Source organism: Mesobacillus boroniphilus JCM 21738 (genome assembly GCF_000517385.1).
GTDB lineage: Bacteria > Bacillota > Bacilli > Bacillales > Cytobacillaceae > Mesobacillus > Mesobacillus boroniphilus.
Genome location: NZ_BAUW01000058.1, coordinates 1 through 26327 on the forward strand (window position 1 = coordinate 1; position 26327 = coordinate 26327).

Sequence of the window (26327 nt, forward strand, 5' to 3'; positions counted from 1 at the left end):
GGAAGCATGGGGACGTACCTTTTGCTCCTTTCGTGTTACGAAAATTTCGGGGGTTTTTGATATCGAAATAGTAGTTTGCTGACGGACAGGTTGTCCGGGTATTGATGGTTTTCTTTGTCCTGAACTGTGTAACCACATTAGTATTATCAAATGCATTTTCTAAAAACCAGGTCGGAATGGGTCTGACATTATTTTTGGGTATTGGTTATGTGGGTAGAACTTCTAAATCCCTTGTACTATAGCTTTTGTTTTCATTTATTGTGGTGAATTGAGTTTTGTTTAAGTTGAATTGGCGGAGATTGATTTCTGGCTTTAGATGGATATAACGTAAACGTAAAATAATCCCCATCTATAATACAGGTGGGGATTATTTTACGTTTACATTTAGAGACGGCCGAATTCTCGGTGGTATCTTCTGAACCTGTTCTTTTAAATGTTGACATAGAGGATGGAGAGTTTGGGCCACAGTTAAAAGTATATCCAGGTGCGATAGGACATGAGCAGGTTATAGTTAATGCAACCGATTCGCAGAGAAATTCAATAGATATTGTGTTCAATTTTTCTGTAACACCAAGTAGTGCTGTTCTTTCGAATGTATTCAGTGACGTAGATTCTAGTCAAAGTTTGACCGCTAACGATACAATCGATTTAACCATTGATAATGATCAAAGCCATATGGGAGTAACCGGGACAGTGGAAGTAAGTGTATCAAACTTTGAAAACTCAAATTCTGTAGAAATATATGATGCAGTAGGTAACCTGCTATACGCATTTATTACTGCAGAAGAAATTTCCGAAGGCAATCTCATAACCACCGGGGTACTTGATATATCTGATGAAGACCCTGCAAAACTAGTATTAACGTTTAATTAATTAAAAATGGAGATGCCTCTCGTAGGCATCTCCATTTTGTTATTCACTAATTAAATAATCAACAACAAAGTTTTCCCAAATCTTATGTCCTTCCTCATTAGGTTGGCTTTGGTCGTCCGTTAAGTAGTCATTGATTTCAGCTGTCATTGGATCTGGCCAGGCTTCCCAGTGGTCGAGGTAAGCAATGTCATTTTCAGTTGCAAAGTCCTTCAAGGCATCTACCTGAACGGGATAGAAAGTTGCCTTATAGATTGGGTGTGGTGGTGTCAGGATAAAGACTGTTTCTTCGTTTGTTGCTTTAGTCTCATCAATCACGGCTTGCAGGTGCTCTATGGAGTCTTCTATTTTAACGACCCCATTGTCTTTTAGTGTGAATGGTTCAAAGATGACCATATCTGCATTCTTTTCTCCAATGACTGAAGAACTTCCTGTTGCGAACTCCAAGGAATTCTGATCAAAAATTGCAAGTTCAACATCCAGGTGATCTTCTCCGTAAGTTTCAAGGAGTTTCTTCTTTGCATCTGCTGCCCAACCAGACTGTTCATCACCTAGTGCCTCAGAACCGACGATTAGGATCTTGATTGGACGTTCTTCCTCAAGTGCCTTCTCAAAGACAGTAACCGCGTCTTCAGGCCAATTCTTTGTATATGCTAATACGTCATGGTTAGGTTCATCGTTGACCTTTTCCTCATTCTTCTTAGCAGTTTCAGTTTTGCTCTCTATTAAGTGACCTGAAACAGAAGTTTTTGAGTTCCAATGAAAGTTCCCCCAAATCAATATGAACATACACGCAAAGGCCAATATAGCAGTAAAAAGTGATTTCATAGTATACCCCCAAATAGTTAAAATGACCTACTATACATTATAAGAAACGTTTAAAATATTTCCAATTACAATATTTAACTTTCATTCTAGTATAAGAAACTGTTAAAATATTTCAGGTAGACCCGAACAATTACATGTTCATTAAAATTATGACAAAAATTGACAAAGAATACAATGTTTTATGATATTATTTAATGGTAAAATTTTTTTACCTAATGGAGGAGCATATGGAAGAAACGATTAGTTTAAAAGAATTGCTGCAAACATTAAAAAAGAGACTTAACCTTATAGCAGTCATTACGCTTCTGGCAGTAATGGTAAGTGGTATCATTAGCTTCTTTTTATTAACCCCTATCTACCAGGCGTCGACACAGTTGCTAGTCAATCAATCGAAGAATGAGCAAAGCATGTATAGTGTTGGAGAAGTCCAAACTAACCTTCAATTAATCAATACTTATAATGTCATCATCAAGAGCCCGGCCATCCTTGATTTGGTTATTGATGAATTAAACCTGGACATGACAACAGCTGAACTGAATGGAAAGATTTCTGTTCAAAGTGAGCAGAACTCTCAGGTAGTGAATATTTCGATACAAGATGCTGATGCAAACCGGGCTGCGGAAATTGCCAATAAGATTGCAGAGGTTTTCACAAGAGAAATCACCAACATCATGAAAGTCGACAATGTCAGCATCCTTGCAAAAGCGGTGGTTTTAGACAATCAGTCCCCAATAAAACCACAACCACTGCTTAATATTGCGATCGCAATGGTAGTAGGATTAATGGCCGCTGTAGGTCTTGCCTTCTTACTAGAGTATCTGGATAATACGATCAAAAATGAGCAGGATATCGAAAAGACGCTCGGCTTGCCTTTGCTTGGCGTAATCGCCCAAATTGACGATTCTCATTTGCAAAATAAAGTAAGCAGCCGAAATGAGCGAAAAGCTAGAGTAAGAGGTGAGTCTATTGGTTCTTAGAAAAGTAAATAAAAAGATGGCAATGGATAGTCGCCGAAAGCTTGTCTCTGCCCTGGATCCAAAATCACCGATTACCGAGCAGTACAGGACAATCAGGACAAATATCCAGTTTGCCTCTATTGATAAAGAATTGAATACAATCATGGTAACCTCTGCAGGACCTGGTGATGGAAAATCCACCACTGCGGCCAATCTGTCAGTTACATTCGCCCAGCAAGGCAAAAGGTACTGTTAGTTGATGCAGACTTGAGAAAGCCGACCGTGCATTATACATTCAATCTGACAAACACGTTCGGTTTGACTAGTGTATTGACGAAGCAGCAATCATTGGAAGAATCATTTGTGGAGTCGAGTATTTCGGACCTTTCGATTCTGCCAAGTGGACCAGTACCACCCAATCCTGCAGAACTATTAAGCTCTGTGTCCATGGACACATTCTTGAAACAGGCGATGGAATTGTTTGACCATGTGGTTTTCGATACCCCTCCCGTATTGGCTGTTGCAGATGCCCAAATTCTCGCAAATAAGTGTGATGGAGTCATTTTGGTAGTTTCAAGCGGCAAGACTGAAATCGAGGAAGCAGCAAAGGCAAAAGAAATTTGATTTCATCAAAAGGAAAGCTTCTTGGAGCTGTTCTAAACAATAAAAAATTAACTGATTCAGATTACTATTATTATTACGCAAAAAAATAGTATAGTCGACAAAAACCGACAATATACACCCTTTACCGTATATTTTGTCGGTGGTAATATGATAAAAGACCTATTAATATACCATTATATTGGAAGGGAGTGTTGGTGATGATAGATATTCATTCTCATATATTATCAGGAATTGATGATGGAGCAAGAACCCTGGAGGACTCTGTAGCACTAGCAAAAGCAGCAGTCCAAGAAGGAATTGATATAATCATCGCGACACCCCACCATAAAAATGGTCGATATGATAATCCGAAAGAGACCGTTAAGGATAAAACGGAGATATTAAACCTTCTGTTACAAGAAGAAGGGATTCCATTGGAAGTATTGCCGGGCCAGGAGCCGGCAATCCACGGGGAAATCATCGAAGGATTGGATAATGGGGAAATCCAGACGCTCAATGGAACACAATATTTATTCATCGAACTTCCATCAGGCCATGTGCGAGATATACAGAAAAGCTGTTATTCGATATCCAGCTTAAAGGATTGATTCCGATCATCGTCCACCCGGAACGTAATCAGGAGATTGTCGAGAAACCGGATCTTTTATATCAATTCATAAAAAAAGGAGCTCTTGCTCAACTGACAGCTTCCAGCATCAGCGGGAAGTTCGGCAAGAAGGTAAAGAGCTTTTCAGAACAGCTGATTGAAGCAAACCTGATTCATTTTATTGCCTCAGACGCTCACAATCTCACAAACCGTGCTTTTCATATGGTGAGTGCGTTTGAACATATTGAGGCCCGCTATGGAATGGGTACGGTTTACCTATTGAAGGAGAACGCAGAGTTACTCGTTGAAGGACAGAACGTATACAGAGAAGTCCCGCAACATGTCAAAAAGAAAAAATTCCTTGGAATTTTCTAAGTCGAGGTAATTGGATTAGATAATCCAGAGCTAAAATATCTATATGTCAGTTATACTGACCGGCGATGCCTCCTACCCGTTACCCATGGAGGCACTCGATCATGCTGTGGGATGCTGGAAAAGCAGGCCTTAGACACGTAAGTTGTCGATAGCATGGTGTGAGGGCGGGTTAGATGCCCATTAATTTTTTATTAAATAAATATACCTTATAAATATCTAATGAAAATACATGTCAAGACATGTGTGTTTCCATTAGATATTTATTTTGTGGCTAAAAAGTTATATGAAAATAGCAATTGAATTAAATAGGGGGATATGGATGAGCTACCACAAGCGTTTATTATTACTAGCCGGATTGGATTCCTTGATTGTATTTGCAGCAATATACATAAGTTATATTCCACTGCATCCATCTTTGGAAATTCTGGTTTACGAAAATGTTCTTATCAGTGCACTGGTCCTCTTATTCTGCCATCATGTGTTTGCATCGGTGTTCCTGCTTTACAACAAAGCATGGGAATATGCCAGTGTCGGTGAGCTGATCGGAATAACAAAGTCAGTCACTCTTTCGATACTGATGCTGACTTTGTTCCAGTACATCATGGACTATCACGTATATGGACGCGTGCTGTTCAGCACATGGACATTGCTGATCCTGATGATCGGCGGCAGCCGCTTCTGGTGGCGGATTACAAGGGACCGGTTCCTGAAGCCGGATAAAAACATGACACAGGTACTGATAGTCGGTGCTGGACAAGCAGGCACACTGGTAGCTAGACAATTGAAGAACAACCGCGAATTAGGATTAATGCCGGCAGCTTTCATCGATGATGATCCGAAAAAGTACAAGCTGCATATCCTTGGTATCCCGGTAGCAGGTACAAGCAAGGATATCTCAGCAGCCGTTGAAAAATACAATATTGATAAAATCGTCATTGCGATTCCTTCGTTGAAAAAGGAAGAGTTGACAAGAATCTTTGAAGAATGTACAAAGACAAAAATCAAGCCGCAGATCATGCCAAAGATAGAAGACGTCATGATCGGGAAAGTAGCCGTCAACAACTTCCGCGATGTAGAAGTTGAGGACTTGCTCGGACGAGATCCGATCAAGCTGGATATTGAGGGGATATCTGAGTATGTTTCTGGTAAAACAGTGCTGGTAACAGGTGCAGGCGGCTCGATTGGTTCCGAGATATGCCGGCAGATATGCAAGTTTGAACCGGAAAAACTGGTGCTTGTTGGGCATGGAGAGAACAGCATTTACTTGATTGATATGGAATTGAATAACCAATATGGACAACAGATTGAGATCGTTCCAGTGATTGGGGATGTGCAAGACCGGGAGAGAATGTTTGAGGTTATGGAAGTGCATGCGCCGAATGTGGTTTATCATGCGGCGGCTCATAAGCATGTGCCGTTGATGGAGTACAATCCGAGGGAAGCTGTTAAGAATAATGTGTTTGGGACTAAGAATGTGGCAGAGGCGGCGGACACATTTGGTGTTGGGACTTTTGTGCTTGTTTCTACTGATAAGGCTGTTAACCCTACCAATGTTATGGGGTCGACGAAGCGGATTGCGGAGATGATTATTCAGAAGCTCGATCAGGAGAGTAAGACAAAGTTTGTTGCAGTAAGGTTTGGAAATGTGCTTGGGAGTCGAGGGAGTGTTATCCCTCTCTTTAAAAAGCAGATTCAGGCTGGCGGGCCGGTTACGGTTACACATCCGGATATGACAAGGTATTTTATGACGATACCGGAGGCTTCAAGGTTGGTTATCCAAGCTGGTTCATTAGCACGCGGGGGAGAAATCTTTGTGCTGGATATGGGCGAGCCCGTTAAAATCGTCGATCTGGCTAAAAATCTTATAACACTTTCGGGTTATTCTACTGATGAGATTCCTATTCTTTTTTCTGGGCTGCGGCCTGGGGAGAAGATGTTTGAGGAGTTGCTGAATGAGAAGGAGATTCATCCTGAGCCGATTTATCCGAAGATTTTTATTGGGAAGGCTGTTTTGGAGCAGGAGGAGGAGGTTGAGTATCTTCTTCGTCAGTTTGAGAGTTTTAATGCTAGTCAGCTTAAGGAGTATGTGATAAACCTGGCAAATCGCAAAAAGAACAGAGTGTTTTTGGTGGCGAAGTGATAAAGAATCATCGATGCTGATTTGGGACACTGTATGTTGAAGTAGGGGATTGATGCGCATCTTACGATGCTGATTTAGTGACATATATAGAAGGAATTTGGTTTTGATTTGGAGGAAGGATCCGGATTTTATATCAAAGCCTTCTATTTTAATAGTGGATTACTTTTATTTGGAGCTGAGTTTTTAATAGCAAAACCTCCGGTTTTGAGACTCCAATGTTAAAGAAAGGGGAGTTTTAGTTGAAGAAGGTGCGGAAGGCGATTATTCCTGCTGCTGGATTAGGTACAAGATTTTTGCCTGCTACTAAGGCGATGCCAAAGGAAATGCTGCCGATTGTTGATAAGCCGACTATCCAATACATAGTTGAAGAGGCGATTGCTTCTGGTATTGAGGACATTATTATTGTTACTGGTAAGGGGAAGCGTGCAATTGAGGACCATTTTGATTTTGCTCATGAGCTTGAGCAGAATCTTTTGGAAAAAGGTAAGTTGGATATTCTTGAGAAGGTACGGTATTCAACCAATCTCGCAGACATTCATTATATCCGTCAAAAAGAACCTAAAGGTCTAGGACATGCAGTATGGTGTGCAAGAAACTTCATTGGCGATGAGCATTTGCAGTGCTGCTTGGTGATGATATTGTTCAGAGTGAGACTCCTTGTCTTCGCCAGTTGATTGACCAGTATGAGCAAATACATTCTTCAGTGATCGGTGTGCAAACGGTGCCGGATGAGGAGACTCATCGTTATGGTATTGTTGAGTCTTCGGTTCAAAGTGATAGAAGGTATCAGGTCGAGAATTTAGTTGAGAAACCTGCGCCGGGAACGGCTCCTTCTAATCTTGCGATAATGGGTAGATATATTCTTACTCCTGAGATTTTTATGTTTTTGGATCAGATGGAAACTGGTGCTGGTGGGGAGATTCAGCTGACGGATGCGATTCAGAAGTTGAATCAGATACAGCGTGTGTTCGCTTACGATTTTGAGGGGAAGCGGTATGATGTTGGGGAGAAGATTGGATTTGTGAAGACGACTGTGGAGTTTGCGCTGCAGAATGATGAGCTTCGAGCAGACCTATTAGCTTATCTAGATGAGGTTATGGCGAAAGAAAAAAGTTAAATAATTATTGAGTACTCGGGTTCATCTTTGAGTATGTATTGAATCCGGGGTGTTTTTATTGAGGTTTGGACTCCTGAGAATTTGCTTGCTAAAGATAAAGTAAAATTCGGTGAAGGATTGTTTTTATGAGGGATTCAAGAGGCTTTACGTTGGTGGAATTACTTGCGGTTATAGTTATTATGGGTATATTGGCTGCGATTGCTGTTCCTGTTTATGGTCATTTTATGGAGGAGTATAAAGAGGATTTGTGTGAGGTTAATCGGGTGGGGATGGCTAGGCTTTACCAGGAGTTTTTAATAGTTGAGCAAATTGATCATAGTTCTGCTGTTTTTGTTGAGTTCTCTCATTCAAGAATGGATGGAGAGGTTTGTCCGGTTGGCGGGGAGCTTAACTTTGTGGATGGGACTGTTGAGTGTAGTGTGCATGGGGATAATGATAGTGAGGATGAAGAGGAAGAAAATAAAGATAGTGAGGTTCCTTTTCTCTGAGGTTGCGTTGGTATTCTGGCTCAGTTTGCTGAATGAATGGGGGCTGAGCTAGAGATGTTCACCAGGCCTTCGGCCTTATTTGAGGTAGTGAGGGGTTGAATTATGAGGGGGAACTGACTATCATTGTTAGATTGGACGTTAGAAACCTTGCGGGATAAGGGTTTGAGGCGTTTTTAGTGAGATTTATAGATTGATTGAATGGTATATATAATAGGAAGAAACGCGGTTAAGGGTGATTAGTTCAAAAATATCTATTTCGTATTTGCTTGGTAGATTGAATAGATATTACGAGGTGAGTATTAGATATAGATAAACACAATATGTAGTAGTTGATTTTGCAGAAAAGTATAAAACGGACACAATATATTGATTTCATCCCTTTTGCATAATCATGTGAACCCCAATATGAAATAGATGAAAATTAAAATGTGTGTGAAAAACGTTGATTTGACAAGGTTTTAGGGGGGGTGCATTTTGCGTAAAAGTGTATATGGTATACGAGGTGAGTATTAGATATAGATAAACACAATATGTAGTAGTTGATTTTGCGGAAAAGTATAAAACGGACACAATATATTGATTTCATCCCTTTTGCATAATCATGTGAACCCCAATATGAAATAGATGAAAATTAAAATGTGTGTGAAAAACGTTGATTTGACAAGGTTTTTAGGGGGGGTGCATTTTGCGTAAAAGTGTATATGGTATACGAGGTGGCTATAAAATATAGATTGATTTAGTAGGTTAGTAGTTGGTTGGAAAGAAAGATTCATAGATTCCAATTAAGTCCTAGCAAACTAAATACAACTCAAATGCTTTAAATATAAAATTTAAATAAAGCGAGGAAAATAAAATGATTGATACTGAATTAAGAAATATCCCTTTTTCTCCACCAGATGTAACAGATGCGGAGATTGAAGAAGTTATAAAGGCAATGAAATCCGGTTGGATCACAACTGGACCTAGAACTAAAGAGTTTGAAAAAAGAATTGCAGAATATGTAGGTGTAAATAGAGCTGTTTGTTTAAATTCCGCAACAGCAGCAATGGAACTTACCCTTCGTATTTTAGGGATTGGACCTGGGGATGAAGTTATTACTTCGGCTTATACCTATACAGCCTCTGCCTCAATTATAGATCATGTTGGGGCTAAAATTGTATTAGTAGACACTGCTCCAGATTCTTATGAAATGGATTACTCTCAATTGGCTGATGCTATAACTGAAAAGACAAAAGCGATTATTCCAGTTGATATTGCTGGGAAAATGTGCAATTACGATACAATATATGAAATAGTTGAAGGTAAGAAAAATCTATTTAAGCCGAATAATGAACTTCAAGGATTATTTAATAGGGTAATTGTTATGACTGATGCTGCCCATGCCTTTGGGGCTAATAGAAATGGAATGAAATGTGGTCAAGTAGCAGATTTCACTTGCTTTTCTTTCCATGCAGTAAAAAATCTGACAACGGCTGAAGGTGGAGCTGTTGTATGGCGTGGTAATTGGGGTTTGGACGATGAGTGGCTCTATAAACAATTTATGCTATATAGTCTGCATGGCCAGTCCAAAGATGCACTGGCGAAAACTCAAAAAGGTGCATGGGAATATGATATTATTTACCCTGCCTATAAGTGTAATATGACTGATATAATGGCTGGGTTTGGTTTAATCCAATTAAATAGATATGAATTTTTATTGAACAGACGTAAAGAGATTATTGAAATGTACGATAGAGCACTTTTACCATTAGGTTTTCAAAGCTTGCAGCACTATGGTGAAGATTTTACTTCTTCAGGTCATCTATATCTAATGAGAATACCTGAAATCAGTGAAGAAAAGAGAAATGAAATTATTATTAAAATGGCTGAAGCTGGTGTGGCATGCAATGTCCACTATAAGCCATTACCTATGTTTACGGCTTATAAGAATTTAGGGTTTGATATTCATGATTTTCCCAATGCTTATAAGCAATATGTAAATGAGGTTACACTTCCACTTCATACTTTATTGAGTGATGAGGATGTAGAGTATGTGATAGAAAGTTTGAAAAGGATAATGAAAGAAGTCTAAGGTGGGGAACTAAATGTATAAGAATTTCTTTAAAAGAATATTTGATTTAATACTTGCTCTAATAGCCCTACCGTTCTGGTTTATTATCCTAATTATTATAGGGCCAATTATTTATTTTCAAGATAAAGGGTCAATTTTTTATAACGCTCCTCGGCTTGGTAAGGATGGAAAAGTATTTAAAATGTATAAATTCCGTTCGATGAAAATGAATGCTCCTGACCTAAGAAATAATGATGGATCAACCTTTAATGCAGAAGATGACCCTAGACTAACCAAGATTGGAAAGTTTATACGTAAAACAAGCTTGATGAAACACCACAGCTATTAAATATTATAAAGGGTGATATGAGTATTATTGGTCCTAGACCTGACTTACCAGAACATCTTGAATTATATGAGGGTAACGAGGAAAGAAAGCTTGAAATTAGACCGGGTGTTACAGGATATAATCAAGCATACTTTAGAAACACTGTACCTTGGAAAGAAAGAATCCAAAATGATATTTACTATATCAATCATCTTTCTTGGTGGCTTGATATTAAGATATTTTTCAAAACAGCTATATCAGTTTTAAAACGTGAAGATGTTTTTGTTACCGAAAAGAATACTAATTCAAACAAAAATACAGGCGTAGGAATGTAGAGGGGGGGGCTTATGAAAAACATAGAAAATGTAGTGACCTTTAATGAATTGAATTGGGATACAGACTTTTTTGGTGTTACTAGTGCTAAAGCTACTCTGCATAAACCTCTTTCATTAAATGAATGGCTTGAATTAAATACTAGGTTTAAAGATTATCAGTTTATATCCATTATGAATATGAACTCTGAACCTATTAATGCACAGTTAATTGGGAAAGGCACCACAGCGTTTTTGGTAGATGTGAATATACAATTTGAGAAAAAACTAATAGGTTTAGATGAAAAACCAGAGAATGTAACAATACACCAAGCATTAGAAAAGAATGATCAAGTCATTGAAATAGCAGATTTCCAGTTCTCAAAATTTACTGAGGATCCTGGGTTGGCCAAACGCGGTGGGGATCAAGTCTATCAACAATGGCTTATTAACTCTTTTGGGAAGAATGACAAGTTTTTTGCATTATCTAAGGATGAGATAGGCGATATTAATGGTTTTTTATTATTTTCATATGCCGATAATGCGTGTGTAATTGAGCTAATTGCTGTGTCTCAAAAAGAAACTAAAGGTGGCATTGGCACTAGCTATTTAAGGCGGTAGAATACGGAGCACATCAACAAGGTGTTAAAGAAATTAAGGTTGGCACCCAATTACGAAACTTAGGTGCAATTAACTTTTACCATAAAGTTGGTTGTAAACAAGTAGGGTGTCACCAGGTTTATCATTTGTGGAACTTTTAGTGGAACTCTAACTAATTATACGAGAAAATGGTGTGCGGTAGAAAATGAGGAGAGATATTTTTGAGAGTACTATACATTGCGACTTCTTTTCCAGAGCCAGAAAAGGGGGCTACTATTTATACAGATTTAGCAGAGGCATTAAATGAAGCTGGTCATGAGATTACAGTAGCTGTATCGGAACAGGCTAGAAATAAACAACATACTGAAATGAAGAAAGAGCGAGGTTTTGATGTACTACGTATTGTGACTGGAAACTACTATGATGTTAGTTTTATAGAAAAAGGGATAACTACTTTGAAAATCCCAATTTTAATGAAAAAAGGTATTACTAAATATCTAGGAGACAGAGAATTTGATTTTATTTTATTTGAAGCTCCTCCAGTAACCAATGCTGGTCTTGTGGCCTGGGCTAAGAAAAAATTCCACTGTCCAGCCTATTTAATGCTGAAGGACATTTTTCCACAAAATGCAGTTGATTTGGGAATTATAAAGAGTAATGGATTATTGTATAGATATTTTGCGTCAAAGGAAAGAACGTTATATCGCACTGCTGATATTATTGGATGTATGTCAGTTGCAAACAAAAACTATATAATTGAACATAATGTTTGGTTAGATAAAGGGAAAGTGGAAATCTTTCCGAACACAAAAAAACTAACAAGTAATATTAAAGATAGTGGGTTTCCAATGCGAGAACGCTATGGTATTCCTCATGAAGCCTGTGTTTTTCTTTTTGGAGGAAATATGGGGAGACCACAGTATATAGAGTTGTTGTGTAAGGCAGTTGAGGAGTGCAAAGATGATGAGAAAATATATTTTCTTTTCATTGGTAGAGGGACAGATAGGTATAAGTTAGAACAGACAATAAGAAAAGAAAAAGTTAAAAATGCTCTTTTAATTGAAAATCTACCCAGAGATGAATACGAGCAGATTACAAAAGAATGTAATGTAGGATTAATCGTGTTAGATCCTAGATTCACAATTCCAAACTATCCTTCCCGAATTTTATCCTATATGGAATATAGCAAACCCGTACTTGCAGCTACGGATAAGATTACTGACCTTCGAGATTTAATAGAAGAGTCAAACTGTGGTGAATGGGTATGGTCGGGGGATGCCGATTCATTTGTATCAAAAATTAAGGCGATGGCAATAAGTAACGAATTGTCAATTAAAGGAAGTAACGGACGTGGATTTATTGAAAGTAACTTTAATTTGCAACGTTCAATTGATATTTTAGAAAAACATTTTAATTAAGAGAAGTTCTACCGTTGAAGATTCTTGGATAAAGAGGTTTAATTAATGACTGAAAAACAAATGTTAGGAACTAAATCAGATCAAAGTAATAATCCTCAATCAATAAGAAATAGGACAAGGTTTATTCTTCTAAAACCATTATTGGTTGCTGAAATTTATTTTATCTTTACCCTTATTTTATATACATTTGGACCTACAACTTGGATAAATACCAATCCATATTTTCTTTATGCATTTTTAATATTATATCAGTTGTTTTTTTCATTCGGGTATTTATATGAAATAAATAAAGCTCGTATTCCTATTGGTTTGGATTCAAAGAAGGAAAATTTAATAACTTCCAATAGAATTAAAATAAAGCGATTTGTTAAATTTATTATTATTTTCGGTCTAATAATGACCTCTATAAGCACAATTACTTATACAAATATATCAACCTTTTCATTATCAGCACTAATAGACCAGACAATCAATGGAATTACAAATCCACTTTCCGCCTATAAAGAATCATTTGGTGGTGGAAGTGAGGGAGGAATAATTTATCTAATTATTGTACTTACGTCTCCCATAACTTGGGCTGCATTTCCTTTGTCGGTAGTGTATTTTAAAAGATTAAATCTTTCCTATAAGGTAATTGTGATAATTATGTTTTCATTAGAGGCAATGCGATGGATTATTATGGGTAGAAACAAGGGTGTATTTGATTTAGCTATAATAATTATTTCTATTATATTAATAAGAAAAATGCAGAATAAATATGAAAATATAAACAATGAGGTATTTAAAAAAAAGGAAAGCAAAAGGTAAAAAAAATATATTATTAATATTGATTTTACTTACTTTATGTATAAGTTATTTTACAAATGCAATTGGTGATAGAACAAATAATCATTCTTACTATAGTGTCAATATGGACGCCCCCTTAATGAAGATTAGTCCGGAATTCTTACATCCAACTTTAATTTATCTTACTTCTTATCTTACTCAAGGATACTATGCTTTTTCGAGAATCATTGAACTACAATGGACACCAATGTTTGGAATTGGGAATTCAATGTTTTTAATGTCTAATTTTAGTGATTTATTTAATAATGACATGTTTCAATATACGTATCAGTCGAAGTTGGCCTTAAAGGGTATTGATCCAATGTCCGCTTGGCACAGTTTTTATACTTGGATTGCAAACGATGTACATTGGATTGGGGTGCTTATAATTATGTTTTTATTAGGTAGATTTTTTGCCTTTGTAGTTAAAAAGTGTGTTGTTGAAAAAGAAATTATAGCATACCCTTTATTGTGCTTGATGTTCATACTAATTTTTTATTTGCCAGGAAACAACCAAGTTTTTTCACAACCAGTTACATTTATGGCATTTTGGGTTCTATCTTTGTACTGGATAATGATCAAGAAAAGGATAGTGTTCACAAGGTCAGTTTGGGGTATGCTGATAAATAAAAATCCGGGTTAACACTAATAAAACAACCATTAATGAGGGGTGAGATGTATTGAATATAGTAGTTATGACGGGAAGTTATCATCCTAAATACTCCGCTAACTCAAGGTGTTTGGGGAATATTGTTGAGGAATTAGAAAATAATCATCATATTACAGTGATTAGCAATGATCCCAGTGAAAACAATAGTAGGGGGCAATACCGTAATCATGATATAGTAAGGGTCAGTTCCTTAAGACAAAAGAAAAGGAAAAAGATAGAGAAAAAAATAAATAGTAGTACAGGGATTAAGAAAACTTTCTGGAAGCAGCTGTTGACTTTTAATAAAGTAATTCACGTGTCAAAAACTTTAGTTTCTAAGTATACAGTCGAGTATGAATTAGTTGAAGAATATTTACATGCTTTGAATTCTATTGAGGATAAAATAGACGTTATTATACCGGCATGTAATCCAATTGAAAGTATATTAGCTGCCCAAAAATATAATTCTAGCAAACTTGATACCATAAAAATTATTCCCTTTTTATTTGATAAATATAGTACGAGCAAGACAGCTCATTGGTTTGATTTTAATAGAAGTTTAAAAATGAAAAACCATTTACATTTGGAAAAGAGAATGATTGAACAGAGTAATGCGATATTAACGTATTTTTCGTGGGCAGATCATATAAAGAAACATTTTGCACAGTTTGAAAAAAAGATAACTTATGTAGAACACCCTTTAATAAAGGAAACTGATGATATAACAGAAAATAATGTAATTGCACAAAGTGAAGAAATCTCTATAGTATATGCAGGTGGATTAAGTAGAAAAATTCGTCATCCGCAATATACAATTGATTTGCTCAAAGAGATAATAGATGTAAATCAATCTGTGATGGTGCACTTATTCATTACAGGGGATTGTAATCAAATTGTTAATGAGCAAATTAAAGGATATAGTGCAAACATTGTAAATCATGGAACTGTTACTAGTAAAGAAGCTATCAATGCGATGAAAGGTGCTTCGTATCTTTTGCTAATAGGTAATGATGATATCTCACAAATGCAAAGTAAGGTCTATGAATATATGTCTTGTGGTAGACCGATTATACTGCTGTATAAACATAGTGAGGATCCTATTATCAAGGTTTTAGAAAAATATCCGTATGTTTGTATGCTAAAACAGGATGAACAATTGTTGGAAAGTAATAAAAAGACACTTGTTTCATTTATAGAGAGTAATCGTAATTCATATGTCAACTTTAATGACATAAAAAAGATATACTACGACTCTACTCCAGAATATATTGCAAATAAACTTATTAAAGTAATTAACGAGAATAATGGTGGTGAAACCCAAATTGATAACACTTATCATGCCAGCCTATAACGAAGAGAAAAATATAGCTGAGGCAATAAATAGTGTACTCTCACAGAAGTACGAGAATTTTGAATTACTAATAGTTGATGATGGTTCGACGGATAAGACAGGACAAATTGTAAATGACCTTGCTATAAGACATAGTGAGAAAATTACCTTTTTCCAACCGGGGAAAATCGGGAAAAATGCAGCATTTAATTTAGCTGCTAATCATGCTAAAGGTGATTGGTTTTATTTTATGGGTGCCGATGATTTGCTTCCTCCTGATGCATTGCAAAATTGGATGAAATACGTGGAACAAAAAGATTCGAATAAGAGAATTGCAGTTTGTGGTAGAATGAAAGTCTTTTCCACGAATAAGAAGTATGACAGACTAATACTACCTAAAAATAAGAAGACATTTAATTGGAGTGGACCTCTAACTTTAATGTCAAAAGGGATGCTTAGCGAAGTTACTCCTATACCGACAAAATATCCTAATGAAGATACTTGGTGGTCGTTGTGTATAAGATTTTTTGCTGAAGAGCGAATAAGAATTGACGACATTATCGTATATTATCGAATTCATGAAGGTAATGCAATTTCAAGAAACTCAAATTATTCAATTTTTAATGATAAATACCATTCTCGCCAGATTGCAATTGAAGAATTTTTAAAACGTTACAAGAAACGATTAAAACAAGAAGAACAAAAAGAGTTAAGTACAGAAATAATGTTAGAAAATTATAGGTACAATGGTGAAATGTTAAAAATTATTTTTAAAATTAATTGTGGATTGAAGAAAAAAGTCCGTGCTGTTTTCTTTTCTAATGCACTATTTTTTAAAATTAAGAAAAAACTTGATAGGTTGATGTTAGGTCATTGATTAAACATCTCCGATACTAAAAAAATAATAAAAAAAGAAGGGAATAACATCTATGTTTAAGGATAAAACATTATTAATTACAGGTGGTACAGGTTCATTTGGACATGCAGTTTTAGATCGTTTTCTTGAGACTGATATCGGTGAGATACGAATTTTTTCTAGAGATGAGAAGAAGCAAGATGATATGCGTAAAGAGTATAACAATGATAAAATCAAATTTTATATAGGAGATGTACGAGATCTTCAGAGTGTGAAAAATGCTATGCATGGTGTAGATTATATTTTTCATGCAGCAGCATTAAAACAAGTACCCTCGTGCGAATTTTTTCCTTTAGAAGCAGTAAAAACCAATGTATTGGGGACAGATAACGTTCTAACTGCGGCAATTAATGAAGGAGTAAAAAAAGTTATTTGTCTTTCAACAGACAAGGCAGCGTATCCTGTTAATGCAATGGGAACATCTAAGGCAATGATGGAGAAGGTATTTGTAGCAAAGTCTAAGACTGTACCTGAGGAGAGAACCCTAATTTGTGGAACTCGTTATGGAAATGTATTGTGCTCACGCGGAAGTGTGGTTCCTCTCTTTATTGAACAGATTAAAGCAGGAAAACCAATAACTATTACTGACCCTACCATGACTAGATATATCATGAGTCTTGAAGAGGCTGTAGAATTGGTAATATTTGCATTCCAAAACGCTAAGTCAGGGGATATTATGGTTCAAAAAGCCCCGGCATGTACAATTGGTGACTTAGCTCAAGCTGTAAAAGAGCTTTTTAATCCAAGTGTAGAAACTGGAGTAATTGGTGTAAGACACGGTGAAAAAATGTATGAAACTCTTCTAACGAAAGAAGAATATTCAAAAGCAATAGATATGGGAGGGTTTTACAGAGTACCAGCTGATCAGCGTGATTTAAACTACGAAAAGTACTTTCAGACGGGGACGTAAAGCTTGCATCTAGCGGAGAATATAACTCAGATAATACAGAAAGATTAAATGTCGAACAAATAAAAGCTAAACTTCTTACTCTTCAATATATAAAAGATGAACTACGCACATGGGAGGCACAATTAGTATGAAAGCATTAGTAACAGGTGGAGCAGGTTTTATCGGATCAAATGTAGTAAAGTATCTACTTGATAGAGATTGGGAAGTTAGGGTAATTGACAATCTTTCATCAGGTTACAAATGCAACTTAGATGGGTTAGATGTTGAATTTATTGAGGGTGATATCTGTGATCCGCAAATCACAATGAAAGCATGTGAAGGGAGAGATGTAGTCTTCCATTTGGCTGCATGCGTTGGAAGACAAAAGTCTCTTGATGACCCACAACTTGATTCAAATATTAACCTTCTAGGAACAGTAAATATACTAGAAGGTATGAGAGAACATGGAGTTAAACGAATTGTTTATTCATCTTCTGCTGCAATCTTTGGTGAATTGATTACCCCTACTATTGATGAAAATCATCCTCAGAATGCTGATTCACCATATGGCGTTAGTAAGTTAGCAGCTGAAAAGATGATTCTTGCATATAGCGGGATATATGATATAACTGGTATTTGCTTAAGATACTTTAATATATACGGTGTTAATCAAAGATATGATTTATATGGAAATGTAATACCTATCTTTGCAAAACGTATTTTTTCCGGTGAACCAATAACCATCTTCGGTGATGGAGAGCAGACAAGAGACTTTGTAAATGTTAGTGATGTAGCAAGAGCTAATTACTTGGCTGGAACAACAGATAAGGGAACTGGTGTTTATAATCTTGGAAGTGGTAGCAGTATCACTATAAACAAGCTTGCTGAAATGATGCAAGAAATGAGCGGTATTAATGTGGGTATAAAATACGCACCTATGAGGCCAGCTGATGTGAGGCATTGTAAAGCTCAAACAGATAAAGTAAAGAATGAATTAGGATTCGAGACTTCGATTACTTTAGAAAAAGGTCTGATAGAATATATGAATTGGTTTAAAGAAAACTGTGTGGAGTAGAACAGTTAACTAATAACCAAAACTTTTAAAACTGCAGATCATAAAAGAGGTAAATAGAATTACAAACTATCCGTGAGGCCTTATTTAACCCAAAAAATGATGGGGAGGCCTCTTCATTATTGAAAGGTTAAAGTTAAATAACAGATTGGAGGGACTTTAAGATGAAAATACTAGTGCTCGGTGCAACTGGAATGGCGGGACACACTTTAGCAATCTATTTTAAAGATGCTGGTTATGATGTAACCACCTTTTCTCGACGTCAGTTTGAACACTGCAATAATATTATTGGGGATATCACAGATTTAAACCTTGTAGAAAATGTTGTGCAAGAAGGTAAATATGATGCAGTTATTAATGCTGTTGGTATCTTAAATAAAGATGCAGAGGATAATAAATCGCTTGCTGTTATGATAAATAGCTTTCTTCCACACTTTTTAAGCAATATTACGAAAAATTTAAAAACAAAGGTTATTCATATGAGTACGGACTGTGTTTTTCAGGAAATACAGGTGGATATACTGAGACATCCTTCAAAGATGGAGAAACTTTCTATGATAGATCAAAAGCACTAGGAGAACTTGATAATAATAAAGATTTAACGTTTAGAAATTCAATAATTGGCCCTGACTTAAATGAAGGCGGCATAGGCCTCTTTAATTGGTTTATGAAACAAGAGGGACAAGTTAATGGATACACAGAGGCTATATGGACTGGAGTTACAACACTTACTCTGGCCAAAGCTATGGAAAAGGCTTTAGAAGAAAACTTAACAGGATTATATAACCTAGTTAATAACGAAAGCATTAGTAAGTTTGATTTACTTAAACTATTCAACAAACACATGAAGGATGATAAAATAGCTATCTTGCCAGATGATTCAGTTAGGGTTGACAAATCACTTATTAACAATAGAAAAGACTTCTCTTTTGTAGTACCGAGTTATGAACAAATGATTATTGAAATGAAAGAATGGATTGAAAAAAATAAAGAGATTTACCCACATTATTTTGAATAGAGGGATGAGCAATGGTGCGTAAATTAAAATTAATGACAATTGTCGCACACGCCCGGAGATTATTAAATTATCAGAGACAATCAAAAAATGCGATAAGTATTTCGAACATATTTTGGTTCATACAGGTCAGAACTATGATTATACCCTTAATGAAGTGTTCTTTGAAGAATTAGGACTAAGAGAGCCAGATTTTTATTTAGGCGTTGTTGGAGATAATCTAGGACAAACTATGGGAAATGTTTTAGCTAAATCATATGAAATTATGGTGGAACAAAGACCGGATGCAATTCTAGTATTAGGGGATACAAATTCATGTCTAAGCGTAATTTCGGCAAAGAGGCTTAAAATTCCAATTTTTCATATGGAAGCAGGGAATAGATGTTTTGATGAAAACTTACCTGAAGAGATTAATAGGAGAATTGTGGATCATACAAGCGACGTTAATCTCTGCTATACAGAGCATGCCAGAAGGTATTTAAACTCAGAAGGAGTTCCTAAAGAAAGAACGTATGTGGTGGGCTCACCTATGGCTGAAGTTCTTAATGCAAACCTTGAGAAGATTAATGCTAGTAATGTATTAGAAACTTTGGGTCTTGAGAAGAATCAATATATCTTATTAAGCGCTCATAGGGAAGAAAATATTGATAATGAACAGAATTTTATTGCACTTATGAATGCTGTAAATTCAATGGCAAAAACCTATAATATGCCTGTTATCTATAGTACACATCCAAGAAGTAAGAAGTTTATAGAACAACGTGGATTTAAATTTCATCCAAATGTTAGAAGCTTACCACCTTTTGGTTTTTCAGATTATAACAATCTTCAAAGAAATTCTTTCTGTGTTGTATCGGATAGTGGAACAATAGCAGAAGAGGCTTCCTATTTTAAATTTCCTGCTGTTTCGGTAAGAACTAGTACAGAACGTCCAGAAGTTTTAGATAAAGGAAATATGATAATTGGTAGCATAACAACAGAACAAGTTCTACAGGCGGTAGACATGGCTGTTGAAATGAATGCTAATTGCGATTTAGGAATTGATGTTCCAAATTATATTGATGAGAATGTAAGCATCAAACTTGTAAAGATTATACAAAGCTATACCGGGATTGTTAATAAAATGGTGTGGAGAAAATCATAAGTTTCGGACATTGATTTAACCAGTATGTGAAAGGTAAATTAAGTTTGATGTTAATTGGTTATTACCTATGAAAAGAGGATAAGAAAATTGAGCGTTAAGTTAAAAGGTTTTATTAGAAATTTTTCATATACTTTAACATCAAACTTGATCTCTTTTATCATTTCAACCCTAGTTATACTTATAGTGCCAAAATTAATTGGAGTAGAGGAGTATGGTTATTGGCAGCTATATCTATTTTATTCTGCATATGTTGGATTTTTACATTTTGGTTGGAATGACGGAATATATTTGAGGTATGGTGGTAAGGAATACAAGGATTTAAATAAGAAGTATTTTTTTCCCAGTTTTATATGTTGGTTATATTGCAGATAATACTCGCTTTATTTGTTTTTATCTATTCAAACTTCTTTATAGAAAGTTTGAATAGAGTATTTATTTTCAAAATGATTGCTATAAATTTATTTCTTTTTAATGTTAGGTCTATGCTTCTGTTTATCTTGCAAGGAACTAACAGAATTAAAGAGTTTGCTCAAATAACAATGATAGATAAGATTTTATATATTGTTTTAATTATTAGCTTCTTATTTTTTGATGTTAGGGAGTTTAAATTATTAGTAATTGCTGATTTAATGGGAAAGTTTATTTCTATGATATATGCAATGTATTGTTGTAAGGATATCATTTTTCAAAAAATAAACTTATTTTATTTTAATATAAGGGAAGCAGTTAGAAATATCAATGTAGGAATAAAACTCATGTTTGCCAATATTGCTAGCATGTTAATTATTGGTGTAGTGAGATTTGGTATAGAACGTACCTGGGATGTGGCTACTTTTGGTAAGGTTTCACTTGTATTAAGTATATCAAATCTTATGATGATTTTTATTAATGCGATTGGAATTATTATGTTTCCAATTTTACGAAGAACGGATGATAGAAAATTAGCAAACATATACTTAACAGTGAAAGACTTTTTAATGATTATTTTGTTAGGTCTACTAATTGCTTATTTTCCACTTAAAGTAGTTTTATCAGCATGGTTGCCAAAGTATGCAGAGAGTTTAGTGTATATGGCTATATTATTTCCTATGTTTGTATATGAAGGCAAAACTGTATTATTGATAAATACCTATCTAAAAACATTAAGGAAAGAGAAATTGATGTTGAAAATCAATTTAATTTCTCTTAGCATAAGTATCTTGCTAACATTTATCACAACTATGGTATATAGAAATTTAGACCTTGCGATCTTATCGATAGTGTTCCTCTTAGCGATTAGATCAGTTATTGCAGAGTTATATTTATCCAAGATATTGTCTATTTCAGTTTCTAAAGATGTAATTTTGGAATTATTAATAACAATAATTTTTATATTATTAGGATGGTTGGTAGATGCATGGTACACGGTTTTGATTTATACAGTTATGTATATCCTTTATTTACTATTAAAGAAAAAGGATATCGCAAAATCCATTAATAATGTCCGGATTTTAGTAAAAGCTTAACCGTTTTGATGAAAGAGGGATATCCAAAAATGAAAATTACAATCGCTGGAACAGGATATGTGGGCTTGTCAAATGCCATTTTGCTAGCTCAACATAATGAAGTAATAGGACTTGATATTATTCAAGAAAAGGTAGACATGATTAACAATAGAAGGTCGCCAATCATTGATAATGAGATTGAAGAATATTTAGCATCAAAGGAACTAAACTTAATCGCAACTACCGACAACTATAAAGCTTTTAAAGATGCAGATTACGTGATTATTTCAACACCAACGAATTATGATCCGGATAAAAACTATTTTAATACCAGAACTGTGGAGGCTGTTATTGCTAATGTACTATCTATTAATCCTGATGCGGTAATGGTTATTAAATCGACAGTTCCAGTTGGATATACAGAGAATATAAAAGAGAAGTTTGAAACTGATAATATTATATTTTCACCTGAATTTTTACGCGAAGGGAAAGCCTTATATGATAACTTGTACCCTTCTCGTATAATCGTTGGTGAACAATCTGATAGAGCTCAAGTTTTCGCTGATTTACTGGTTCAAGGAGCAATTAAAGAAGATATTCCCGTATTATATACAAATTCAACAGAAGCAGAAGCTATTAAACTATTTGCCAACACATACCTTGCGATGAGAGTCTCATTTTTTAATGAGCTCGATTCTTATGCAGAGGTAAGAGGGCTAGACAGTAAGCAAATTATTGATGGAGTTGGACTTGATCCACGAATTGGTAATCATTATAATAACCCATCATTTGGTTATGGTGGATACTGCCTACCTAAAGATACAAAACAGCTTTTAGCCAACTACGAAGACGTCCCAAATAATATAATGACAGCCATCGTAGACGCAAATAGGACGAGAAAAGACCATGTCGCTGAAATGATTATTAAAAAGAATCCCAAGATTGTTGGTATCTATAGACTTACCATGAAAATGGATTCAGATAACTTTAGACAATCGGCTATTCAAGGTGTCATGAAGCGAATTAAAGCTAAAGGCATTGAAGTTGTTGTATATGAGCCAGCACTTCATGAAGAGACATTCTATAATTCAAGATTAATAAATGATTTTGAAGAGTTCAAGAAAGTTTCAGATGTGATCGTGGCGAATCGGCTGTCTGAAAATTTACATGATGTAGAGGAAAAGGTGTATACGAGGGATTTGTTTAGTAGGGATTAATAAATTACCCGCTGGGCCAAAAGTGGCTCGGCGGGCTTATTTGTTGTGCTTTTTATTTTTTCCTACTAAAAAGAGGATTATGCAATTCCTAACATAATCCTCATATTCAATCCTTCCTATATTTGCACAGCATTTCTTCTTTTAGAATTTTACCCCACTCAAGATCAATAAGCATTAGGTATAAATTTGCTCTTAGTGATAAAGGTGGTCTTTTTATAATTCTATTGAACACTTCTTCATCATTAACAACAATAGTAAATTTATCTGTTTCGGATAGTTCCTGCAATGCAATATGTCCATAACGCATAATGTAATTCGTAGATGAAAAATGCCTTCGATTCGAAATGAGGGGCATGAATTCTAAATACCATCTATTGTATCCTTCGTGATCAATATTAAGAATCATATCAGGCCGGTTTAATCTTCCTTCTGGCTTTTCTACTGTCCACTTGAATGGCCTTTCATATAGGTCAGCTAAAATGACTTGAATAAATTTTTTCTCAAGCACCTCCGCTTGATTCCTTAAATTCCTCGGAGAATCTCTCTCAACTATATTTTCCTGTTCTCCATCAGATTCATCTTTTTTAGCTAAATGCCCTGCGGCAACCATAAGGTCTTGATACGTAACTTCATTTTGTGCTTTCGCTGCAAATTTTGATATTGTTTCCGGAGTTGGAGGTGAAGCAATCATTTGTCTAAGAAACCTGGAGATGTGAGCAGCACTTACACCTGTTTCATTAGCGAAATTATTTATGGATCTATCACCTTTCGCCCGATCAAGTAGCACGGCAAACTCCTCTTTATTGAATTGTTCCTCATTATTCATTATAATCCACCTCATCCTATCTTATATCTATATTATATTTTAAGTGTTGATTATAGTCAATGGTAAACGAAAAATAAGTCAATATATTTGTTGTGTTAATTATACTTCCGTGCTATAATAATTTCAAAATTAGTTGTTGGAAAAACCATTTGGTGCATTGTTTATTTTGCTCACATATTTTTTTGTTACTTCTATTGACTGCAAACAATACATAAAATGAACTTATAACAACATTAAATATAATTCACAGATGTTTAAAGGGGATGGAATCAATGGCCAAAGTAGTAAAATGTCCAGTGTGCACAAAAAGATTAATGGACATGCTTTCAGCAAAGGAAGCTGAACTGCAAATAAAATGTCCAAAGTGCAAAAAGGTGATTAATGTATCATTTTTAAATAATCAGGCTCATGGAGAAGCAGTGTAATCATCTACTCAATATCTACGAATTTGTTACTATTTTACAAATGTTTATTATACTTACTGTACAGAACGTATGTTCCTGTGTAAAATATAATTAAGGAGTACTTTTCATTAAAATGGCTTCAGCATAGTTGGGAGGAAAACAAATGATTAAAGAAGCTAACATTACGCGAGTAAAATGTCCTGCCTGTGGTTACAGGTTGTTTGATAAGGGGGAACAAGCATGTGGTCCCGTGCAAACGAAGTGTGGAAGATGTAAGCAGGTTTGGGAAGTTGAACTTGCGACAGATAAATTCAAACAGGTAAGTGGAAAACCTAAAGCGAGACGAAAAGGAGATAGTGCCTCACCATGAGTTGCAAATCAAATCTACCTTAAGGTCCGGATAAATCAGTAGATGCATAACTGATATATCTGGGCCTTTTTTATTTATATAAAAAGTTCATATCACGATGATACCGAGCGAGGAATCGACTGCATTACCCAGGCCGGATGAGCGATATTTTGAAAAAAATGATCATCTAGCGAGTGAATGCACATTGAATCAAAAATAATCGGTACCGAGCAATGGAGTCGTGGTGTGAACTACCTATAAGCCGGACATGGATCGCCCTGCAAATAATGCAGTTGGGCGTTCTGTGTCCGGCTTATTTTTTGTCTCTTTTTTCCTCTACGGCTCCTTGCGGGGCCATAGGAGGAAAAGAGAATGAGTGAGTTTTTTTATCAAAATCGGCAAGGAGCAGGTCTGTGTTAGTGAAGAGGTTTACAAAGAATATTACAAAATGAAAAGAAGAGAGCGGTACCTAGAAGAGGATATCAAAGTTGGACGGATTGCTGTCGACCCTGAAACAGAAACGGTTGAATATATCCCAAGCAAGGAAGATTCAATAAATCGTTTGATAGATCTAGGCGATGATTTTCAGGATGACCAAATGATAGAAGATATTCTTTGCGATAAAGCAACTCTATTAATCTTGCAGGAAGCGATGGCTGAACTGAATGAAAAGGAACAAGAGCTCATACAGGCTCTTTACTATAAAGATTTAACAGTAAGAGAGGTGTAACCGTCAAGTAGAAATAAGCAGTTTTCAAAAATTAATTTTAAACAGTTTTCATCAATTAAGATTCAACACTATAATCCAAAAATCAAAGACTGTGCATTGCTAGAGGAATGTTTCCCCAATATCATAATGTAAAATTCCCCTACCTAAAAATTCACTTTAGGCAGGGGGAGTTTTCAGAAAGGGCCAATACCTAATTTTGATTCTAAGATTTGAATTTCTTGGTTTAATTCGGAATTTTTTTGCTTTAATTCGGCAATCTCTTCAAGCAATCTCGCTATTTTTGTTTTATCATCGATCCCATCTTCATATGCCGTACCTTTTAATACACACCAATGATTGTAAGTGTATAAATCTCTCTCTTCAATTTGCCGGCTCTCGCAGGCTATATCAGCGCTTTTGTTGTAATCCTCAGCCCATTCCTTCACTGACTCTTCATCAAATTTAATTCCATAGGTTTTAAAGAAGCGAATCGCCTCTTCTGCATCTATAACACTCATTTTCTTCACAACCATTTTTAAGATTCCCCCTTTTGATCATTGAATAGAGCTTTTCTATACTTCATCCTGATGCTGTCTTGTTCTTCATTAAAGGTTAGAGGAAGCATGGGGACGTACCTTTTGCTCCTTTCGTGTTGCGAATTTCCGAGAAGATGGTGTATTTCTGGGATCTTTTTGGATGTCGGAATAGTTTGCTGACGGTCAGTTTGGCCGGGTATTGATGGTTTTATTGTCCGGATAGTAGGAGACAACATGAATCTCAAATACACAATCTAAACCAGGTCGGGAG

Annotated in this window: 22 protein-coding genes and 6 pseudogenes; 25 read left to right on the forward strand and 3 right to left on the reverse strand. The window is 35.6% G+C overall.

Annotated elements, in window-relative coordinates:
- Nucleotides 1–405: 405 nt before the first annotated feature.
- The gene (locus tag JCM21738_RS14800; protein ID WP_023613651.1) at nucleotides 406–873 is read left to right on the forward strand and encodes a hypothetical protein; all 468 of its coding nucleotides are present in this window, start codon (nucleotides 406–408) and stop codon (nucleotides 871–873) included.
- A gap of 39 nt (nucleotides 874–912) precedes the next feature.
- On the opposite strand, the gene JCM21738_RS14805 is transcribed toward JCM21738_RS14800, so the two are convergent.
- Nucleotides 913–1698, reverse strand: a complete 786-nt coding sequence (locus JCM21738_RS14805) for an SGNH/GDSL hydrolase family protein (protein WP_023613652.1) — start codon at nucleotides 1696–1698, stop codon at nucleotides 913–915.
- A 227-nt stretch (nucleotides 1699–1925) separates the two neighbouring features.
- On the opposite strand from JCM21738_RS14805, the gene JCM21738_RS14810 reads away from it, so the two are divergent.
- The 21 genes and pseudogenes from JCM21738_RS14810 (at nucleotide 1926) to JCM21738_RS14905 (ending at nucleotide 23232) form a co-directional block, all read left to right on the forward strand.
- On the forward strand, nucleotides 1926–2675 hold the full coding sequence (locus tag JCM21738_RS14810) for a YveK family protein (RefSeq protein WP_023613653.1): 750 nt from the start codon (nucleotides 1926–1928) through the stop codon (nucleotides 2673–2675).
- A 22-nt stretch (nucleotides 2676–2697) separates the two neighbouring features.
- A pseudogene (locus JCM21738_RS14815) lies at nucleotides 2698–3367 on the forward strand (CpsD/CapB family tyrosine-protein kinase).
- A 108-nt stretch (nucleotides 3368–3475) separates the two neighbouring features.
- Nucleotides 3476–4239: pseudogene (locus JCM21738_RS14820) on the forward strand (tyrosine-protein phosphatase).
- Nucleotides 4240–4558: 319 nt separating this feature from the next.
- On the forward strand, nucleotides 4559–6379 hold the full coding sequence (locus tag JCM21738_RS14825; RefSeq protein ID WP_023613656.1) for a polysaccharide biosynthesis protein: 1821 nt from the start codon (nucleotides 4559–4561) through the stop codon (nucleotides 6377–6379).
- 239 nt (nucleotides 6380–6618) lie between these two features.
- Nucleotides 6619–7496 (forward strand): annotated as a pseudogene (galU, locus tag JCM21738_RS14830) (UTP--glucose-1-phosphate uridylyltransferase GalU).
- A 125-nt stretch (nucleotides 7497–7621) separates the two neighbouring features.
- Nucleotides 7622–7984 carry a type IV pilin protein gene (locus JCM21738_RS14835; protein ID WP_034330687.1) on the forward strand — a complete coding sequence of 121 codons (363 nt, stop codon included), beginning with the start codon at nucleotides 7622–7624 and terminating at the stop codon, nucleotides 7982–7984.
- Between the two features lie 853 nt (nucleotides 7985–8837).
- On the forward strand, nucleotides 8838–10055 hold the full coding sequence (locus JCM21738_RS14840; protein WP_023613659.1) for a DegT/DnrJ/EryC1/StrS family aminotransferase: 1218 nt from the start codon (nucleotides 8838–8840) through the stop codon (nucleotides 10053–10055).
- A 13-nt stretch (nucleotides 10056–10068) separates the two neighbouring features.
- A pseudogene (locus JCM21738_RS14845) lies at nucleotides 10069–10697 on the forward strand (sugar transferase).
- Between the two features lie 12 nt (nucleotides 10698–10709).
- Nucleotides 10710–11294: a GNAT family N-acetyltransferase gene (locus JCM21738_RS14850; protein ID WP_243463038.1), complete on the forward strand. Its 585-nt coding sequence runs from the start codon at nucleotides 10710–10712 to the stop codon at nucleotides 11292–11294.
- A gap of 200 nt (nucleotides 11295–11494) precedes the next feature.
- Nucleotides 11495–12691 (forward strand): glycosyltransferase family 4 protein, encoded by a 1197-nt coding sequence (locus JCM21738_RS14855; RefSeq protein WP_023613662.1) that lies wholly within the window; start codon nucleotides 11495–11497, stop codon nucleotides 12689–12691.
- Between the two features lie 45 nt (nucleotides 12692–12736).
- Complete coding sequence (locus JCM21738_RS14860) at nucleotides 12737–13498, forward strand: hypothetical protein (protein WP_035209591.1); 762 nt, start codon at nucleotides 12737–12739, stop codon at nucleotides 13496–13498.
- 118 nt (nucleotides 13499–13616) lie between these two features.
- The gene (locus JCM21738_RS14865) at nucleotides 13617–14159 is read left to right on the forward strand and encodes a hypothetical protein (RefSeq protein WP_148296130.1); all 543 of its coding nucleotides are present in this window, start codon (nucleotides 13617–13619) and stop codon (nucleotides 14157–14159) included.
- 37 nt (nucleotides 14160–14196) lie between these two features.
- A complete protein-coding gene (locus JCM21738_RS14870; RefSeq protein WP_023613664.1) occupies nucleotides 14197–15516 on the forward strand; it encodes a glycosyltransferase family protein in 1320 nt (439 codons plus the stop codon).
- On the forward strand, nucleotides 15488–16372 hold the full coding sequence (locus JCM21738_RS14875) for a glycosyltransferase family 2 protein (protein WP_023613665.1): 885 nt from the start codon (nucleotides 15488–15490) through the stop codon (nucleotides 16370–16372). The genes JCM21738_RS14870 and JCM21738_RS14875 overlap by 29 nt, the downstream gene beginning before the upstream one ends.
- A gap of 52 nt (nucleotides 16373–16424) precedes the next feature.
- Nucleotides 16425–17452 (forward strand): annotated as a pseudogene (locus JCM21738_RS14880) (polysaccharide biosynthesis protein).
- Entirely contained in the window at nucleotides 17449–18375 is a 927-nt protein-coding gene (locus tag JCM21738_RS14885) for an NAD-dependent epimerase/dehydratase family protein (protein ID WP_023613667.1), read from the forward strand. The pseudogene JCM21738_RS14880 and the gene JCM21738_RS14885 overlap by 4 nt, the downstream one beginning before the upstream one ends.
- Nucleotides 18376–18536: 161 nt before the next feature.
- Complete coding sequence (locus JCM21738_RS26000) at nucleotides 18537–18947, forward strand: sugar nucleotide-binding protein (protein ID WP_243463039.1); 411 nt, start codon at nucleotides 18537–18539, stop codon at nucleotides 18945–18947.
- Between the two features lie 92 nt (nucleotides 18948–19039).
- Nucleotides 19040–19390 (forward strand): SDR family oxidoreductase, encoded by a 351-nt coding sequence (locus JCM21738_RS26005; RefSeq protein ID WP_243463040.1) that lies wholly within the window; start codon nucleotides 19040–19042, stop codon nucleotides 19388–19390.
- A gap of 14 nt (nucleotides 19391–19404) precedes the next feature.
- Nucleotides 19405–20531: pseudogene (gene wecB, locus JCM21738_RS14895) on the forward strand (non-hydrolyzing UDP-N-acetylglucosamine 2-epimerase).
- 443 nt (nucleotides 20532–20974) lie between these two features.
- Nucleotides 20975–22036 carry an MATE family efflux transporter gene (locus JCM21738_RS14900; RefSeq protein WP_243463041.1) on the forward strand — a complete coding sequence of 354 codons (1062 nt, stop codon included), beginning with the start codon at nucleotides 20975–20977 and terminating at the stop codon, nucleotides 22034–22036.
- 29 nt (nucleotides 22037–22065) lie between these two features.
- Nucleotides 22066–23232, forward strand: coding sequence for a nucleotide sugar dehydrogenase (locus JCM21738_RS14905; RefSeq protein WP_023613671.1), 1167 nt, complete (start codon nucleotides 22066–22068; stop codon nucleotides 23230–23232).
- A gap of 106 nt (nucleotides 23233–23338) precedes the next feature.
- Here the strand turns inward: JCM21738_RS14905 and JCM21738_RS22585 are convergent, their stop codons facing one another.
- Nucleotides 23339–24058 carry a hypothetical protein gene (locus JCM21738_RS22585; protein ID WP_023613672.1) on the reverse strand — a complete coding sequence of 240 codons (720 nt, stop codon included), beginning with the start codon at nucleotides 24056–24058 and terminating at the stop codon, nucleotides 23339–23341.
- Nucleotides 24059–24330: 272 nt separating this feature from the next.
- Between JCM21738_RS22585 and JCM21738_RS24800 the strand changes: the two genes are divergently transcribed.
- The 3 genes from JCM21738_RS24800 to JCM21738_RS14925 all read left to right on the forward strand — a co-directional run bounded on the left by JCM21738_RS24800 (nucleotide 24331) and on the right by JCM21738_RS14925 (nucleotide 25541).
- The gene (locus JCM21738_RS24800) at nucleotides 24331–24483 is read left to right on the forward strand and encodes a hypothetical protein (protein ID WP_023613673.1); all 153 of its coding nucleotides are present in this window, start codon (nucleotides 24331–24333) and stop codon (nucleotides 24481–24483) included.
- A 142-nt stretch (nucleotides 24484–24625) separates the two neighbouring features.
- Complete coding sequence (locus tag JCM21738_RS14920; RefSeq protein WP_023613674.1) at nucleotides 24626–24832, forward strand: hypothetical protein; 207 nt, start codon at nucleotides 24626–24628, stop codon at nucleotides 24830–24832.
- A gap of 355 nt (nucleotides 24833–25187) precedes the next feature.
- Nucleotides 25188–25541 (forward strand): sigma-70 family RNA polymerase sigma factor, encoded by a 354-nt coding sequence (locus tag JCM21738_RS14925; protein WP_035209597.1) that lies wholly within the window; start codon nucleotides 25188–25190, stop codon nucleotides 25539–25541.
- Between the two features lie 173 nt (nucleotides 25542–25714).
- Here the strand turns inward: JCM21738_RS14925 and JCM21738_RS14930 are convergent, their stop codons facing one another.
- Entirely contained in the window at nucleotides 25715–26053 is a 339-nt protein-coding gene (locus JCM21738_RS14930) for a hypothetical protein (protein WP_023613676.1), read from the reverse strand.
- Between the last annotated feature and the right edge of the window lie 274 nt (nucleotides 26054–26327).